Origin of the sequence: Nostoc sp. DedVER02, from assembly GCF_034530675.2 — a bacterium.
Taxonomy (GTDB): domain Bacteria; phylum Cyanobacteriota; class Cyanobacteriia; order Cyanobacteriales; family Nostocaceae; genus Nostoc.
Genome location: NZ_JAVRCP020000058.1, coordinates 1 through 16,278 on the forward strand (window position 1 = coordinate 1; position 16,278 = coordinate 16,278).

Genomic DNA, 16,278 nt, shown 5'->3' on the forward strand with positions numbered 1-16,278 from the left:
AATAGGGAGCAGGGGAGCAGGGGAGCAGGGGGAAAGAATTAGAGATAAATTATTTGTATCAGGTATTTCGTGAAATGGTATAACAGGTATGAATTCTGTACGAGCGGGTGACGAATATTGGTTTTAACCGGGCTTTGCCCCGCTAAACGCTTTCGCCCAAAGTCAAGCGAAAAGAATTAAAATATTGTCGCCTTAAAACTCTATCCCTTTATGGGTAGAGTATTCACCAATTCTGTTAGCGATAGCGAGGCGTTTAGCCCATTCTGTATTCTGACTCCTGTTTTATCCTAAAGTTTAAAATTTATATCCTCTGGCAATCCAATAGAGCCAGTCAGCGATCGCTTCTTGAGTTTCACTATCAGCATCAATGGCTGCTATTTCAGATAATTTTGCAGAATATACATCATCATCCTTACCATTGATGTCAGCCACTTCGACAAACATATCTTTTAAGCAGTCATCATCTGGGGCCATTCCCAGAACTTCCACTTGTTTCTCCTCGGTAGAGCCTGATTTGCGTCCCTTCTTAGTCCATTTAGCCATAAAGGGAAAATTCAAAGCTTCTTCAAGGTAGTAATACCAACCCATAGCCCTGTCTTCTTTGTCTTCAGCATCTACAATGATCTCTGTTTTAATGCGATGCTCTCGGTTTTCGTCGGCTTCAACACTAGGCATAAGATAACGCTCTACGTATAATGCATTTCGATAATATTACCAAAGTCTTGGCTAAGAATAATTTTTTTGCAAGATAGTTAAATATCTAGGATTTCCATATAAGAGATTCCCCAACCCCTTTATTTAAAAAGGCTTTTAGAGTTACTCTCTTTTTAAGAGAGGTCAAGGGAATCTAGATTTTGCTTCTCAGTGCGTAAATCATAGTATATCTAGGTTATACAAAAACCGCTTGTCATTGACAAACGGTTTTCTAATTATTGCCCTTAAAGAGGAACTTATTTGTTGCGCCAAGATGCAAAGTTATTTCATAGCGCTTAAGGGCGAAATTTTTCAGAAATTAAACAAGTCTCAAATCGGGATAATTTGCCAGTACATCATCAGATGTCAGCGTATCATTTTCAGCTTGTGGAGTCCAAAGAACTTCAATTGCCAGAAGTTTTTCGCTAGGTATACTACCAATTTGGCGCAAAGCTTGGCGCAAATCATCAGCACTGTTAATGGCTGTAGGGATATCAAACTTACCTAGTGTCGCCGCTAGCAAGGTGACGATAATATATTCCCCTGGGCCTTCAGTAAATAGGCGGGTGGGATTGTCTAGTTCACCAGCCGGAGGTAAAGCATCTTTGGCAAGGGCTGCTTTTAGCTGGTTGTTGACGTTAGAAAGAGTTTCTTCGCTAAATTTGCTACGTTCTGCCAGTGACAGCCGATTAAACTGACTTTCAGCTGAATTTAAACTGGCTTGTTGAGTACCACCACCTGCATATACAAAGTATTCAGGATGGCGGAGTAAAGCTAGGCTGGCTTCTTGCAAAATTTCTGCTCTCCCCTCTGGGGTGTTAGTATCAGCAGTTTCGGCAATGTTGTTGAGTTCATTTTGCAATTCACGGGCTTGGGCTAACAAACCTACTTGCAAACGAGTTACAGAAACAGAGGGATTGCTGCTGTAATCTGCTTCTGGAGTTTCACCGCCAGAGACGCGGCGGAAAGTTTGCACTAAGAAATTAGCGATCGCAAAGAAGATTAAGATGCTAAATAGACCACCAAATCCTCCCCCAATACCCCAAAAAGGAATTAGAAAGGGAAAGCCAAAACCGCCACCAAAACCACCGCCAGGGTAGTACCCGCCCCCACCAGGAGGTGCATAAGTGCGTGGTGTATAGGTGCGACTAGAAGGCGCTCTAAATGAGCCACCACCGATACGGCCACCACTGCGGGCTGCTAATGCTCCATCGGCGTGACTCAGAGCCAAGGTTAGCACCAGGCTTATGGCTAAGAAGGTTTTGAACAGTGGTTTGATGATTTGTTGTAGTTTTTTACGCATAATACAATCGCTTGGAAACTGAATTTTTTATGATTTCTCCCCATAGCGGTAGGAGTTTTGCGGTATGTCGCTAACGCCAGTCCGTAAAAGCTTGCTTTGTAGCATTCACTTTTAAAGGCTACATATTCAATTTACCGCGTCTTATCTAGTGTAGGCAGCGATCGCAGGGGGGATTTCTCCACTGGGGAACCGTACCTTAAGATATGTTCACAATTACCGAAATTTGCGATGTCTACGACGAGCTACGCCTACAGGCAATTGTTGCTATGTCTTAGACTCCGCACTTCCAGGCTACAGCCTTGGATTATACAGATGATTCCAATTTTTCATAGTCTTCTGACTAATTTTTTAATACTTCACCCTACTCCTTTGGTCATAAGAGGAAAGTATATACTAAAGAATAGTATTTATATTTACATATAAATAACTTTTGAACACGTATAGTCTACAGACTGGAAATTGAGTACGATCCTTACTAGGAGTACTAATTAGACATATCCAGGATATTGGATTTTACGTAAGTAAATGTCGTAATTTTGGCAACATTTATTTACTGATAAATTGGACTACAAGTGCTAGATTTTATTGTTCGTCATGTACAGAAATTTTCAATTAGTGAGCAATTTGCAGCAAAAATAAAATCAACACAATAAAAAAACAATCTTCCTGGCTAATCTCCTCAAATAAGCTGCACATTTGTCTACCACATTCGTTTTAAAAGAAATAAAATGATAATTATGGCTTGGAAAGTAATCCTAATTGTAAATAAATTAAAAATTATTTGAAGTAAATTTATTAATTTGATTATGGAACATATTTCTCAACTAACAGCCAAAATTAGAGATAAAGCTGCATACCCAGATATCCTAGTCATAAGCCGGATATTCCGGCCGAAAGAAGCTGTAATTGGGGAATATATCTACAACCGCTGTCTCCAAGATCCAGAACGAGTTATTGTGCTAGCGGCTAGTTGCTCAGGAGATAAAGTATTTGATGAAGGTCAACAGTTTCCCGTGTATCGCTGGTCTTATCCTAGATACGGGCGTAGTGGCTTTGTAGGAAGTATCTTGAAGCCTTTGATCAATATCGTCTGCTCATTTGTCCTAGCAATCAGACTTTATTTTCGTTATCACTATCGTTATATAGAGTGGGGCCACGGCTACGACTTTCCTTCACTGTTGCTATTGAGCTATTTCTTACCGATTCGCTTTTTTATCTATCTGCACGGGAATGATTTTCTTTGTACTTTACACAATCCCGTGTTGCGATCGCTATTTAAATTAACACTCAAACGCGCTGAAGGTATTGTTTGTAACAGTTCTTATACACAAGATTATCTCAGAACTGCTTTCCGATTAGATACTCCTACCCACGTCATTAACCCAGTAATCAGACCAGAAAGGTTTGGTAATAATGTAGAGAGTCCCAGCAGCCTTGATGATTTACGTGTTCGCGTGCGTCAGGCATACAACATTCCCGAATCATCAATAGTTATTCTCTCCATCGGCAGGCTAGTAAAACATAAAGGTTTCGACCAAGTAATTGATAATATTCCACTGTTGCTAACTTTTGGGGTGGATGTTCACTATATAATCTGCGGTCAAGGGCCAAGTGAATCAGGACTGAAATCTCAGGCGCATCGTTTGCGGGTAGATAAGCGCGTCCACTTTGCCGGATATGTATCTGAGCGAGAATTAGCTGGTTATTATGCAGCTTGCGATATATTTGCCATGCTGACTTTATTAGATACTAAACCTAATAGTATGGAAGGTTTTGGTATAGTTTATTTAGAAGCAAGTTACTTCGGTAAGCCGATAATTGCCCCTCGTTTAGGTGGTGTTCTAGACACAGTTCAGCATGAAGAAAATGGCATACTGGTTAATCCCAATTCTGGCTATGAAGTGTTTCAAGCTTTTAATCGGTTGTGCAAAGATCGGCAGCTACGCGATCAACTCGGACGCAAAGGTAAAGAATTAGCCAAGGGTCGAACTCTTCATCGATCGCTTTACAAATCAGAAGGAAGAAACGCGATTTCATAAAATGAATGCACATCAACTAGAGACATAGGAACCCGGTTTGATTTGGAGAAAATATCCGTAAGATGTGTTAGCGACGGCGTAACACATCAAACCCGTGACAATAGTGCGTTACGAACTCCGTTCTAACACACGCTACAATACCTGATTTCGTTCAAAAATCAAATAGTAATTCTATATATAGCTGTGTGTTCTCCTCCGTAAATGAGCAAGATTACAGTGTAGAATCTCGTTTGTGATTCTATTAAATGGGCAATGAAAAATATCTTGTTTCGTATATGGCAATCTCTCCGGTATTACCGAACACAAGCTATTATATTTACAATCATTGGATTTGTTGCTGTTAGCTTTGGGACAATGTATGTTGTGGCTCAACCTGCTTCAACCTCATCTGAACGTCCGGCTGTGAAAGCGCCAAATTTCGGGCGACACTTTCAGGAATTTGGGCGTGAAGGCTCAATCTTGATTTACGACTCCAAAAATAACCGCATCTACGAACATAATCCTAAACGTAATGCAACTGCGATCGCACCAGCTTCGACATTCAAAATTTTTAACGCGCTAGTAGCTTTAGAAACAGGTATACTTCCTGATGATGTGGCGGTTCTGACTTGGGATGGAATTCATCGAGAAATTGATGCTTGGAATCATGATACAAATTTGCGTCAAGCCTTTAAAGATTCAACTGTTTGGTTCTATCAAGTACTTGCACGTAGGGCTGGATATGAACGAATGCAGCAGTTTATTAATAAAGTAGGTTACGGGAACCGTCAGATTGGAACTGCCGCAGACATCGATCGTTTTTGGCTAGAACAGCAGATATTGCAAATTACGCCCCAACAGCAGATTAAGTTTTTGCAACGGTTGTATCAAGGTGATTTGCCTTTCTCGCAACGGACAATAAATCTTGTCAAAGACATTATGATCCGCGAACAAACTCCAGATTACACACTGCGAGGAAAGACGGGATGGTTAACGAGTAGCAAACCAAATGTTGGTTGGTTTGTAGGTTATTTAGAGCAAAACAAAAACGTCTACTTTTTTGCAACAACCCTTGATATGTATAAACCAGAAGATGCACCCGCCCGCATTGAAATTACACGCCGCAGCCTGAAAGATTTGGGCTTGCTGGCTCATATAAACTAACCACCACCAACAATAGTTACCACTTCTAAGCGATCGCCTGGTTGCACTTTTGTTTGCGGCCAAAACTGGCGGTGTAAAATTTCGCCATTATATTCTACAGCCACCAACCGGGGGTTAAAACCCAACTCTTGGAGCAAATCGGTTAAAAAAGTTTCAAATGGGCAGCTATGGGTTTCCCCATTTACATGAATCGTAATCTCATTAGACATAAATATAGGAATTGAGAATTGGGAATTGGTTACACAAATGACTAATGACAAATGACTCTTTTAAAGTTCTGGTTTAATGCGATTGAGTTGGGAGAGCAAATATTGTGTTACGAGGGTAGGCTGTTCGGCTTGCATGAGCGATCGCACTACCGCTACCCGTTTGGCTCCACCATCGATTACATCATTGATATTATTTGCATCGATTCCCCCAATAGCAAACCAGGGAATTGAGCAATTTTTGGCTGCATAGCTGACATATTCTAAACCTGTTGCTACTTTACCTAGTTTCGTGGGAGTTTCATAAACTGGCCCCACGCCAATGTAATCTACACTTTCAGTAATTGCTGCTTGCATCTCTTCTTTATTTGTGGTAGACATACCTATCAGGCGTTGTGAACCTAGTAATTGCCGAGCAACAGCAATAGGCATATCTTGTTGTCCTAGATGCACCCCATCTGCATCAACAGCTAAAGCGAGATCCACGCGATCGTTAACAATGAACAAAGCACCGTAGATGTGGCATAACTGTCGGAGTTTTCTTGCTTGTTCCAGACGCAAAGAATCATCGGCGGTTTTGTCGCGGTATTGTAAAAGCGTTAATCCGCCTTTGAGTGCAGCTTCGACGTTATTCAACAAATTTTCACTTGGAGAAGTAACCATATACAAACGCGATCGCCATAACAATTGATGGCGCTGATGACCCATTAAACTACTTTCTAGGGTATAAACTTGATAGCGCATCTGTTTACAAGCTTTAGCCATATTTGGCAGGGTTAACTTGCTGTATTCTTCTAACACCCGCAAGGCTTCTTCGACACGGCAAAAGTTAGCTTGCAATACCAATTTTATACTAGCTCGTTCTTCTTCTTGCGGATGGGTTAACTCAGTCCCCGGATCGCCTGGTGTGTCTCGCGCCGCCCGTAATTCTGGGGTATGCCACTTGGCTAATTCTTGTCGCAGACGCTTGCATTCAAGAGCTAACTGGGCACTATTTAAGCCAAAGCGACACCATTCTTCAATAATTCGTAAGCCTTCACGAGCGCGGTCTAAATTGGCATCTAAAATGCGGTAGACAACTTGTTGTACTTGCTCTTTTTGGCTGTATGGCTCGACCATTACAACAACCCCATTAGTACTTTCATCAAAATGTGAATTATCATAAATCCTAGTAACCATAAGTTAATTAATTTGCTTTTTTTACTTAATTTTTGCGTAATCTACGCAAAACAACGTAGTATTGATGGTTAAGATAAATTATCCCATGTTCCTATAACCAGTGATAAGGGTAGTTCGAGGCTACAGTTTTGCACTAAGGTTAGTCAAGTATTTTAGGGTAAATGACAAGCTTACAAAGGGATGAGAAAAGGGTACATATCAGAAAGGCGATCGCAAAGAGAAAGAATAGTACGGCAATACAAGTTGATCTCGATTACCCAGATGATAGATTATTTAATCCTAGCCAAGTGTTTGAATATCAAGCAATTAGCTACAGTTCATCAACTGCATACAACTAAACTACTCTCTAAGTTAGAGAATTATAGTAAGAGTTATTTTATAAGAAGAATTCACAACTCAGGAGCAGAGCCGGAGACGCTTCGCCTCCGGTCAGAATGGGCTAAACCTTAGCTAATCGCTAACAGGTATGAATTCTGTACGAGTGAGTGATGAATAGAGGTTAAAACCTGGCAAATCTACAAGACGCTACCGCGAACGCCCCGCTACACGCTTTCGCCCGAAGTCAAGCGAAAAGAATTAAAATATTCTTGCCCTAAAACTCTATCCCTTTATGGGTAGAGTATTCACCAATTCTGAATTCTGACTCCTGTTTTATTGATTTTTTGAAAGATTTTGGCTAGCAAAATAAAATGCAATAGTACCGCTCATCAAAGTTATTTGCGATGTCCAAAGCAAGTTTATAAGCTCCCTACTTCCTTTCTGATCGTCGTCATCTTTAACAACATAAATAAACGTTTGATTTCCTAACTTGATCAGATTCTTATTCTGCTCGGCAGTCTTATTATCTTCTTTAGGAAAAATTATAGGATGCAAAATAAAAACTGCAACTAAAAAAATAATTACCAAGGCATTTCCGAATATTACTAAGCTTATCCAACTCCGTATAGACTCTTGCATCATAGCAGGGCTAAAGTTGGTTAACTGAGGAATTTTAGCTTCACGGCTTTCGTTCTTGGCTGTATTAGTTTCTTTATCAATATCTTCAATATCAATATCTTTAGATTTTGAATTTGTAGGATCGGATGACATTTTAATTATCTAAAACTATTAATGGATTTAATATTACTGCAATCAAGCTAAACTTCATCTAAATTTATTGTGGTTGGCAGAATAACTAACTTGGGTACTATCGAAAAAGCCTAAATATGAGGGGAGTTTAGCTTTTTAATCTCCCCTCTTATAACAAACCTGCGTAGGATTTTTTAACGCATACGCCTACTTGAAGTACTTTTCTTTACTTAGTAAAAAACCAAGCTTGGAAACTGACAAAATATGAATGAGCTAATCGGAATTTGTGGAGATGTCTATTTCTATCTGAAGATCACTTCTTTAGTTGTGCCATCATTTTTCCTAATTAGGACTTTTCCATCTTTAGACTCTTTTGCCAAAAAATCTTCAGTGGCAATAGCTTGATTTAAAACAGCTGTAGCAGTTATCCCTCTTTGATCGGCAAGTTCCTTTAATTTGTCGATTGCATCCTGAGTCAAACTTACAGTTATCCTTTTTTTGTCGGGAGCCATATTGTTCTCCATTCATGAATCATTTATATTTACACCTCTATTATACTACATCATTCGTGCAGCTATTTTATGCATAATTTACATGATTTTAACATTAGTATCTACGCAGATAAGTGTAAGTAGAACTAAGGATAGCAAACCTATCAAAACACCACTTGAAGATTGCGAACTCATGTAACTTGATAAAACTCGCTCCCTCACTACAAGTAATTGAGCTATTAAGTGCTGCTAAGTAACAGACTCCATAACTCTACTGCTTCATCCTACTTATGAGGGATTTACTTATGTAATTGAGATTAAGTTTTTGCTATATTTTTTCACAATATAAATTTATTACACAACCTTAATCAAAGATTTTGTAGGTAATCAACCAGAGTCAAGCCCTTCCCTGCGGGACGCTACGCGAACGGGGAATTCAAAATTCAAAATTCAAAATTACAATCTCCATAAATAAATTCAGTTGCTCTGTATCTTTTGCGTTTTCAGCCGCAATTCATTACGCGCTCTCAGAAAAATATGAAAAATTCCTTCTTGCGATTGATTGACAAAATTCTCCCATTTTATCCAAATAAGCGGTCATTGAATTCATCAAAAAAGAGCTAAGAAGGCAAGGAGGAATCAAAAATCCTTATTACCCAATCCTTAGCTCTCCGTTTATTACTATGTATTAAATATCGCCAATCGGTCAATATGTGAGTAATATTATCGGCATAATACTCTCTAAGGGTATAAGAATTTATTGTTACTTCTAAGGAGTTGTGTTAAATATGATTCACCATCGTGTGTTTTCTAAGTACCGTAGAGTAGATATTATGCTTACAAAGCTGAAGTTTCTGGAATCAGCAAGGCTTTTATTTTTTAGTTTATCAGTATTATCTTTTACCGTTGGCATGGGAGCGGCAAATATGGCGTTCCTGGGTAGCGCCATCGCTCAAATTCCATTGACACCAAATTCAGCACCTCAAAGTGAAACCAAAAATTCTCAGGCTAATGTGCTATTTGTCAACCCCACTGATGGAGATGACAAGGCAGGCAACGGCAGCGAATCCGCTCCGGTGAAAACGATTACTCAAGCTTTACGATTAGCTAACGCCAATACTGTAATTATGCTCTCCACGGGCACTTATAGCGCCGAGACAGGAGAGGAATTTCCCTTAATGCTGAAACCAGGTGTTTCAATTCAAGGCAACCCTAGCAATCAAGGTAAGGATATTATCATTCAGGGAGGTGGCGATTACCTGAGCCGCAGCTTTGCCGGTCAAAATGTGACAATTGTGGGAGCAACCCAAGCTTTGCTGACTGGGGTAACGGTGACAAACCCTAATCGCCGGGGTTATGGTTTATGGATTGAATCTAGCGATCCGGTAATTGCGGAAAATACATTTACTGGCAGTACCCAAGATGGGATTTCTGTCTGTGGTAATGCTGCACCGACTATTAGTAAGAATTATTTCGATCGCAATGGAGCCAATGGCATCACAATTGCCGGTAATTCCAGCCCCCAAGTGAAGGAGAATGTCTTTCACGAAACGGGTTTTGGCATTAATATTGCTCAAAATGCCGCTCCTGTAGTTATAAGCAATCAAATTCAGAAGAATAGATCGGGAATTATCGTGCAAGCGAAAGCTCGCCCGATTTTACGGAATAATATTATTCAAGATAATAAAGAAGATGGTTTAGTTGCGATCGCTCAAGCAATGCCAGATTTGGGTAGTGCATCGGAACCTGGGGGTAATCAATTTCAAAATAATGCCCGCTATGATATTAACGCCAGCGCCGCTAAAGAGTTAATTTCTGCTGCTGGTAACAATCTTGTCAGCGATCGCATCACTGGCAAAGTAGATATTAACGGGACAATAGCACAAAATTCTCAACCTGCTCCCAACAATGTGTTGCGAGAAATACCAGCAAACGGTGAAATCACCTTCTCGGCTCCCGAAATCTCTGAAACTACCAATGAGCAAACCAGCAACAGTGTTTCAGCCAATAATTCTGTTTCTGCAAAATTAAACAGTCAACTGCTGCCATTAGTGCCAGCCAATGTACCACTTTCCACGCCTATATCCAATCAACAACCACCCACCTCTAAAGTTGCCGGATTTCCTACTCCTAGCAGCTTATCGGCTAGACGAATACCTACAACTTCCAGTCCAGCACAGCCACCTAATACACCACAGTTAAATTATGTGCGGATTGATCCTAACACGATTGAGTTTACTGCCCCTGAGTACCCATCCAATTCTGTTGTCAGCACGAGGAATCAAACACAGCAGCCATTACCAATAGTAGAAGCTACTGCTCCAAATGCGTCAGCACTTTTACCACTTCCTGATAGCAATATCCCTATTAGTAATACTCGCAATATGCAAACAAGTTCTGCAAGTATGACCTATGGTGGTAACTCTGCGACACAATTTGGTGTACGTTATCGCGTAGTAGTTCCACTCTTCACTGACAGGGATAAGGATTTAGTGCGATCGCTTGCTCCTGGTGCGTTTCCCACAGTTTGGCAAGGCCAAAGAGTCATGCAAGCAGGAGTATTTAGCAGTGAATATAACGCTAAAGAAATGCTTAAAACACTCTCTAGTAAAGGTTTAAGAGCCATTATGGAGCCATTGAATTAATTGGGAATTGGGCATTGGGCATTGGGAATTGGGAATTGGGCATTGGGCATTGGGAATTGGTTATTTCCCCTCTGCTCCCCTGCTCCCCTACTCCCCTACTCCCCTGCTCCTCTGCTCCCCTGCTCCCCTGCTCCCCTGCTCCCCTACTCCCCTACTCCCCTATCCCGGTTTATGATCCAAACGGGTAGCTTGCTCTAGGGCGGCTTTTTCTTTGGCTCGGCGAACATAGGGTTGTAACTGGGCGCGATCGCAACCTGTTAAAATAATCAGATTTTCTAAGGTGATTCCCCGCATTAACATTTCGACGCGCCAAGTTTGTTGTGCCTGAGCGATCGCTGGCGTTTGTCCTTGGGGAGTTAACAATCCGTCACTCCATATTTGCCAACGTACCTCAAGCTCTGATTCTGTCATGGGTGTGCCTGTTTCATTCAAAAACATGGCTGTTTGAGCATCTTTACGACTTTTCAGCCATTTAATTAAGGGATTATTAGTAAAAGAACCGTAGCGTTTGCCCAAAATCCACTGATTTACAGGCACTTGACGAATAAATCCGGGGATTGTGATTTGTAAAAAATGCCCTTGAGGATCGTTGATTTGGTGCGATCGTTCTAAGCAAATTACTTCTGTGGCGGATAACCCAGCCCCAAATAACACATAAGCCAAAGCATAATCTCGCGTTCCAGAAATCCTTGCTTGTTGCAGAATTTCGTTAACTAAACTAGCTGGTAAATCAGCGACTTCTGTGGTGCTAAACCCTCCTGGGAAGCAGCTGGTTGCTGATTCTGCTGAGGATGACATGGCTCCATGTAAAAACAACTCCACCAAATTTTCCAAAAAATCATCCCGATCTTCCCAAAGTTCATGAAATTCGCTGGTGAACTCAATTACGGCATATCCCAAAATCATCCCATTTAGCAAACTAGCTAATTTCTCTGCCGGTAAGTAGGTATTTAGATGTCCTTGCTGGATTACAGTAGCTAAATACTGAGCTACATAGCGGTTTGCCTCTGTTACTCCCCTGCCGAGGGCGCGGCGGTTTTCTGCCGGAAATTGGTCGGCTTCGCCTACCACAGATCGAACAAACTCGGGGACTCGTTCTAATGCGTGCAAGCTGTCACTTGCATAATCTTTTAGAGCTTGGTAGACATTGCCGGGAGGTGTTGCCCGTCGCACCAGCGACTCACCCAAATCTTTAAAAGCTGCGGACTCTTCCAGCACAGCTAAAAGCAGTCCATGTTTATTGCCAAAATTCCGAAATAGAGTCACTTCATTGACTTCGGCTTTTTCAGCAATTTGACGGGTTGTGGTAGCGCTAACTCCCTGAGCAGAAAACAACTCAAGTGCAGCTTGAATCAAGCGTTGACGAGTAGAAATCAGGTGAGACGACATAAAAAAATGCAAGTGGCACTTGCAGAGGTATCAGAGTTCTGCTAGCATAACAAATGTAAGTGATACTTGCTTTACTCTACTGCAACGAAAACGAATTAGTATGCAGTGCGGGTAAATCCCTTGTGGGATGGCTCCGAGAAAAGGCAAATTGCTTCATCATCCATCAACAGGAATCTTTATGACCGCAAATTTTGGGGCGATCGCCCCTGAGAGAGGCAACTCACCTCAACTCAGTTGGACAAATGTAGTATTTTTTACTACATTTCATGTTTTAGCACTTATGGCTCCTTGGTTTTTCTCCTGGCCAGCATTAGGTTTGCTAGTGTTTCTTCACTGGTTATTCGGGAGCATTGGTATTTGCTTGGGATATCATAGACTACTGAGCCATAAGAGTTTCCAAGTTCCTAAGTGGTTAGAGTATGCGATCGCTCTCATCGGAGCGCTGGCTTTGCAAGGTGGGCCAATTTTCTGGGTAGGTGGCCACCGCCAGCATCACGCCCACACTGAAGATATCAACCTAGATCCCTACTCTGCTCAAAGAGGGTTTTGGTGGAGCCATATATTGTGGATTTTCTACCCACGCCCAGAATTTTTTGATTATGATACCTATAAAAAATACGCCCCCGATCTCGCAAGACAACCCTTTTATTGCTGGCTAGATCGTTACTTTTTGCTATTGCAAATACCCTTCGCACTGCTCCTATATGCTTTAGGAGGATGGCCTTTTGTATTCTACGGAGTATTTCTCAGATGTGTCTTGCTTTGGCACTCAACCTGGTTTGTGAACTCAGCATCACATTTGTGGGGTTATCGCACCTTTGATGCTAATGATGGCGCTCGTAATCTTTGGTGGGTATCCCTAGTAACTTATGGAGAAGGATGGCACAATAACCATCATACTTATCCCCACATGGCGAAATCTGGATTGTCTTGGTGGGAGATTGATGTTACTTGGTGGAGCATCCTAGTTTTGCAGACTTTGGGTTTAGCCAAAAAAGTTGTTTCACGTCCCCCTCAAGGTGCAACTCACGGCTAAATTGCAACTAAATTATTACGAATCTGTTAAGCCGATTGTTTCTCACAGTCGGCTTAATAAAATGATAAATTTCCATAATTCAATTACGAATTATTTCAGCAGGGCATTAACGAATTTACTCTCCCCAATACTGCCATATCTTCTGCATCTAACTCTGACGGAATCCCACTGCGAATCAACTCCGAAAAATCTTCATTGGGAACCATAACAGTCAACGTATACAAGCGAGTCGAACCAGTATTTCTAATCAAATGGGTTCCTGTCGGAGGCACTAATAAACTATCCCCAGCTTTGATCGTGGCACTCTTGCCGTCACACATAGCGATCGCTTCCCCCTTCAGGACAAAAAACATTTCCACCGCCCACTGATGGCGATTGGGTGGTGTTTGTCCCCCAACATCAAAAATTTCTATACAGGAAGTCAAGGAAGTATTAGCATTTATCGAATCAAAGATAATAGCTAATCGATTAGAGTCATTGGGACTAATGCGATATACTTGGTAATCTTTGGGAGATTTGATAACCGGAATTACACAACGAGTAGCGTACATTTATTTATCCCCTCTAAAGTTATCGATGGGTATGAAAATTACTAAAATCCCAGCCTTGAATATTGAGTTTTTAGTTGTATGTCTACATGAAAAAATCACTAATTTAATTAATAAACCCTAAATATTCCTCATTCAGCCAATTTTGGATTGAAGGAAAAATCTAAAATCTAATCACTCCTCACTATGATGCAGCGCTGTGAAAATCTTTTGGGAGTCAGTGACAAAACCGAAGCATTGTTTAACATTGTACAACGTCGCTAGCCAACAATATTCAGGCGAAGTAGTAGCGCTACAATCTTTAACTAACACGCAGTCATATCCTAAAAAGTTGGCATCACATAAGGTAGCTAGCACACATTGATCGGCATTAACACCAGCAAAAAATAATGTTGTGCTTCCCAGATTCCGCAAGATACTATCTAATGGGGTATCCCAGAACGCACTCATGCGGTATTTATCCACACAAATATCTTCAGGAAGTTTTTCTAGTTCGTCTACTACTGCCGCAGCCCAACTACCTGCCATCAGTACTCTAGCACCATTGCTTGGTAGTGGATCGCCTAATCCCACACCTGCCCCTGTGGGGTTATAGACATGACGCGAACCAGCACTAATATTGAGTAAGTCGGGACGATTCCCCCAATTTATCCAAATGACTGGAACACCCACCTCACGAAGTTCTGGAAGTAAGTTATTCAAAGGTTCAATAGGCTGACGCGCCGGAGTTATGTCTACGCCGATATGCGCTAACCAGCCATCAGGGTGACAGAAGTCGTTTTGCATATCAATGACGAGGATAGCAGTTTTTGCCAAGTCTAGGCGCAAGGCTTTAGTTTCTGTTGATAAAATAACGGGTTGTGGGATCTTTTGAGGACGAGTGATATCTGCGATCGCATCATTCACTGTCCACGCATTTGGTGAGACTCCCAATGTCCGTAATGGTAAATTCATAAAATTGCAATACCCAATACCATTTTCTATTTTGTAACTTGAAATTCAGTTCAAAATACAATTACTTAATCAAGGTTAAATATGGTAAACTTCACCATTCAGAATGTTTTAATTGCCACCGATGATGATTATGCAAGCGTAGATGTACAGATTGTAGATGGTGTAATCGCAGCTATTGCCCCTAATCTACCAGTAATCGGCACTGCCATCGATGGCAAAAATAAGCTTTTATTACCTGGCTTTTTCAACGCCCACACCCACTCATCAGAGATGTGGCAACGCGGAATCATGTCAGTTTACCCTTTAGAATTATGGTTGGCGGAACTGTATGATTTTGCCCCTCTCGATACTGAACAGATTTATCTCAGCGTCTTGGGTACTGCGGTAGAAACCTTGCTTTCTGGCGGGACGAGTGTAGTAGATCACTTGGTATTAATTCCCGGACTTGAGTTAGAAACCATCGCCATTGCGACTCGTGCTTACCGAGAAGTTGGGATTCGGGCTTTTATCGCGCCCCTAATTCAAGATGAATCACTCGCCGCAGGTATGCCATCTGGGGGATCAGCAAAAACTCATGAACCTTATTTTCGCTCAACTGCGGCAACTTTGCAAATTATCGAAGAGGCGGTAAGACAATTTCACCGTCCAGATGAAGGTGTAAATATTTTAGTTGCACCAACAGGGATACAATTATGTACTGATGCTTTATTTACAGGATGCATTGAGTTAAGCGATCGCTATAATCTTTGTCGTCACTCCCATTTACTCGAAACTAGGGCGCAGGAAAAACTCGCCCAAGAGAAGTATGGTTGTACTGCTGTGGAACATTTGAAAAGAATCGGATTTCTGAGCAATAAAACTTCACTTGCTCATTGCGTTTGGTTAAATGATACCGATATCATCATCCTCGCTGAAACTCAATCTACAGTTGTTCACAACCCCTTAAGTAATTTACGTTTAGGCAGTGGCATCGCCCCAATTTTAAAATATCGCCAAGCTGGAGTAAATGTAACTTTTGGTTGTGATGGTGCTTCTAGCAATGACTCTCAAGATTTGTTAGAAGCAATCAAAATTGGCTCTATTTTACACAACGTTACAGACTCAGATTATCAACACTGGATTACACCCCGACAATCAGTAGAAATGGCATCTTTAGGAGGTGCAAAAGGATTGAATCTTGCAGATAAACTTGGTTCTATTACAATAGGTAAACAAGCAGATTTAGTACTTTATGACCTGACCAATTTATCATTACTTCCTCGTACAGATCCTATTGGCTTATTAGTATTAGGTCGTCCTAGTAATGTTGTTGATAGTGTTTGGGTGAATGGTAAGCAAATTGTTGCCGATGAGAAAGTAACAACAATTAACGTTGATGAACTGCGACGAGAATTATTTAACCGCAGTCAGTGGGAGACAAAACGCAAGTCTGAAACCGTCACGCAAATTGAGGCTCATTATCGCACGGTTATGGGGTTGTAAAACAAAAATAAATAAGTGAGGATGAAATTATCGCTTTGGGATTTATATGAAACATTTCAATAAAGTGCGGTTTGGACAAACAGGACTATTAAAGATGGTCTA

The 16,278-nt window shown here is 41.2% G+C and carries 15 protein-coding genes; 6 read left to right on the forward strand and 9 right to left on the reverse strand.

From position 1 onward, the window contains the following. Window positions 1-294 precede the first annotated feature (294 nt). Both RMZ41_RS29965 and RMZ41_RS29970 read right to left on the reverse strand, forming a co-directional pair. Window positions 295-675, reverse strand: a complete 381-nt coding sequence (locus RMZ41_RS29965; protein ID WP_322644891.1) for a calcium-binding protein — start codon at window positions 673-675, stop codon at window positions 295-297. 337 nt (window positions 676-1,012) lie between these two features. Further along, the gene (locus RMZ41_RS29970; RefSeq protein WP_322644890.1) at window positions 1,013-1,996 is read right to left on the reverse strand and encodes a DUF1517 domain-containing protein; all 984 of its coding nucleotides are present in this window, start codon (window positions 1,994-1,996) and stop codon (window positions 1,013-1,015) included. An 806-nt stretch (window positions 1,997-2,802) separates the two neighbouring features. Here RMZ41_RS29970 and RMZ41_RS29975 point away from each other — a divergent pair. After that, a complete protein-coding gene (locus RMZ41_RS29975) occupies window positions 2,803-4,035 on the forward strand; it encodes a glycosyltransferase family 4 protein (protein WP_322644889.1) in 1,233 nt (410 codons plus the stop codon). Window positions 4,036-4,287: 252 nt separating this feature from the next. Further along, the gene (blaOXA, locus tag RMZ41_RS29980; RefSeq protein WP_409876215.1) at window positions 4,288-5,178 is read left to right on the forward strand and encodes a class D beta-lactamase; all 891 of its coding nucleotides are present in this window, start codon (window positions 4,288-4,290) and stop codon (window positions 5,176-5,178) included. On the opposite strand, the gene thiS is transcribed toward blaOXA, so the two are convergent. Next, entirely contained in the window at window positions 5,175-5,387 is a 213-nt protein-coding gene (gene thiS, locus RMZ41_RS29985) for a sulfur carrier protein ThiS (RefSeq protein WP_322644888.1), read from the reverse strand. The two genes, blaOXA and thiS, sit on opposite strands and share 4 nt — an antisense overlap. A gap of 60 nt (window positions 5,388-5,447) precedes the next feature. Continuing rightward, window positions 5,448-6,503 carry a thiamine phosphate synthase gene (locus tag RMZ41_RS29990; RefSeq protein ID WP_322644887.1) on the reverse strand — a complete coding sequence of 352 codons (1,056 nt, stop codon included), beginning with the start codon at window positions 6,501-6,503 and terminating at the stop codon, window positions 5,448-5,450. 221 nt (window positions 6,504-6,724) lie between these two features. On the opposite strand from RMZ41_RS29990, the gene RMZ41_RS29995 reads away from it, so the two are divergent. Then, on the forward strand, window positions 6,725-6,901 hold the full coding sequence (locus RMZ41_RS29995; RefSeq protein WP_322644886.1) for a hypothetical protein: 177 nt from the start codon (window positions 6,725-6,727) through the stop codon (window positions 6,899-6,901). 313 nt (window positions 6,902-7,214) lie between these two features. On the opposite strand, the gene RMZ41_RS30000 is transcribed toward RMZ41_RS29995, so the two are convergent. Together RMZ41_RS30000 and RMZ41_RS30005 are read right to left on the reverse strand one after the other, a co-directional pair. Beyond that, a complete protein-coding gene (locus RMZ41_RS30000; protein ID WP_322644885.1) occupies window positions 7,215-7,652 on the reverse strand; it encodes a hypothetical protein in 438 nt (145 codons plus the stop codon). A 281-nt stretch (window positions 7,653-7,933) separates the two neighbouring features. Then, window positions 7,934-8,143 carry a ribbon-helix-helix protein, CopG family gene (locus RMZ41_RS30005; RefSeq protein WP_322644884.1) on the reverse strand — a complete coding sequence of 70 codons (210 nt, stop codon included), beginning with the start codon at window positions 8,141-8,143 and terminating at the stop codon, window positions 7,934-7,936. Between the two features lie 767 nt (window positions 8,144-8,910). Here RMZ41_RS30005 and RMZ41_RS30010 point away from each other — a divergent pair. Further along, a complete protein-coding gene (locus tag RMZ41_RS30010) occupies window positions 8,911-10,767 on the forward strand; it encodes a DUF1565 domain-containing protein (RefSeq protein ID WP_322734427.1) in 1,857 nt (618 codons plus the stop codon). A 159-nt stretch (window positions 10,768-10,926) separates the two neighbouring features. Here RMZ41_RS30010 and RMZ41_RS30015 read toward each other — a convergent pair whose 3' ends face one another. Next, on the reverse strand, window positions 10,927-12,156 hold the full coding sequence (locus RMZ41_RS30015; RefSeq protein ID WP_322644882.1) for a TetR/AcrR family transcriptional regulator: 1,230 nt from the start codon (window positions 12,154-12,156) through the stop codon (window positions 10,927-10,929). Between the two features lie 178 nt (window positions 12,157-12,334). Between RMZ41_RS30015 and RMZ41_RS30020 the strand changes: the two genes are divergently transcribed. Continuing rightward, the gene (locus RMZ41_RS30020) at window positions 12,335-13,192 is read left to right on the forward strand and encodes an acyl-CoA desaturase (RefSeq protein WP_322644881.1); all 858 of its coding nucleotides are present in this window, start codon (window positions 12,335-12,337) and stop codon (window positions 13,190-13,192) included. A 95-nt stretch (window positions 13,193-13,287) separates the two neighbouring features. On the opposite strand, the gene RMZ41_RS30025 is transcribed toward RMZ41_RS30020, so the two are convergent. Both RMZ41_RS30025 and RMZ41_RS30030 read right to left on the reverse strand, forming a co-directional pair. Further along, window positions 13,288-13,743 (reverse strand): cupin domain-containing protein, encoded by a 456-nt coding sequence (locus tag RMZ41_RS30025; protein WP_322644880.1) that lies wholly within the window; start codon window positions 13,741-13,743, stop codon window positions 13,288-13,290. 171 nt (window positions 13,744-13,914) lie between these two features. Then, window positions 13,915-14,694, reverse strand: coding sequence for a cysteine hydrolase (locus RMZ41_RS30030; protein ID WP_322644879.1), 780 nt, complete (start codon window positions 14,692-14,694; stop codon window positions 13,915-13,917). An 81-nt stretch (window positions 14,695-14,775) separates the two neighbouring features. On the opposite strand from RMZ41_RS30030, the gene RMZ41_RS30035 reads away from it, so the two are divergent. Beyond that, window positions 14,776-16,176, forward strand: coding sequence for an amidohydrolase (locus RMZ41_RS30035; RefSeq protein ID WP_322644878.1), 1,401 nt, complete (start codon window positions 14,776-14,778; stop codon window positions 16,174-16,176). Window positions 16,177-16,278 lie beyond the last annotated feature (102 nt).

What these genes read in the sequence shown, in the direction of transcription:
- RMZ41_RS30025 (WP_322644880.1), bottom strand. Translation starts at nt 13,743, where the DNA reads ATGTACGCTACTCGTTGTGTAATTCCGGTTATCAAATCTCCCAAAGAT.
- RMZ41_RS29995 (WP_322644886.1), top strand. Translation starts at nt 6,725, where the DNA reads ATGACAAGCTTACAAAGGGATGAGAAAAGGGTACATATCAGAAAGGCG.
- RMZ41_RS29975 (WP_322644889.1), top strand. Translation starts at nt 2,803, where the DNA reads ATGGAACATATTTCTCAACTAACAGCCAAAATTAGAGATAAAGCTGCA.
- RMZ41_RS30000 (WP_322644885.1), bottom strand. Translation starts at nt 7,652, where the DNA reads ATGTCATCCGATCCTACAAATTCAAAATCTAAAGATATTGATATTGAA.
- RMZ41_RS30005 (WP_322644884.1), bottom strand. Translation starts at nt 8,143, where the DNA reads ATGGCTCCCGACAAAAAAAGGATAACTGTAAGTTTGACTCAGGATGCA.
- RMZ41_RS30015 (WP_322644882.1), bottom strand. Translation starts at nt 12,156, where the DNA reads ATGTCGTCTCACCTGATTTCTACTCGTCAACGCTTGATTCAAGCTGCA.
- RMZ41_RS29965 (WP_322644891.1), bottom strand. Translation starts at nt 675, where the DNA reads ATGCCTAGTGTTGAAGCCGACGAAAACCGAGAGCATCGCATTAAAACA.
- RMZ41_RS30020 (WP_322644881.1), top strand. Translation starts at nt 12,335, where the DNA reads ATGACCGCAAATTTTGGGGCGATCGCCCCTGAGAGAGGCAACTCACCT.
- RMZ41_RS29990 (WP_322644887.1), bottom strand. Translation starts at nt 6,503, where the DNA reads ATGGTCGAGCCATACAGCCAAAAAGAGCAAGTACAACAAGTTGTCTAC.
- thiS (WP_322644888.1), bottom strand. Translation starts at nt 5,387, where the DNA reads ATGTCTAATGAGATTACGATTCATGTAAATGGGGAAACCCATAGCTGC.
- RMZ41_RS30010 (WP_322734427.1), top strand. Translation starts at nt 8,911, where the DNA reads ATGATTCACCATCGTGTGTTTTCTAAGTACCGTAGAGTAGATATTATG.
- RMZ41_RS30035 (WP_322644878.1), top strand. Translation starts at nt 14,776, where the DNA reads ATGGTAAACTTCACCATTCAGAATGTTTTAATTGCCACCGATGATGAT.
- RMZ41_RS29970 (WP_322644890.1), bottom strand. Translation starts at nt 1,996, where the DNA reads ATGCGTAAAAAACTACAACAAATCATCAAACCACTGTTCAAAACCTTC.
- RMZ41_RS30030 (WP_322644879.1), bottom strand. Translation starts at nt 14,694, where the DNA reads ATGAATTTACCATTACGGACATTGGGAGTCTCACCAAATGCGTGGACA.
- blaOXA (WP_409876215.1), top strand. Translation starts at nt 4,288, where the DNA reads ATGAAAAATATCTTGTTTCGTATATGGCAATCTCTCCGGTATTACCGA.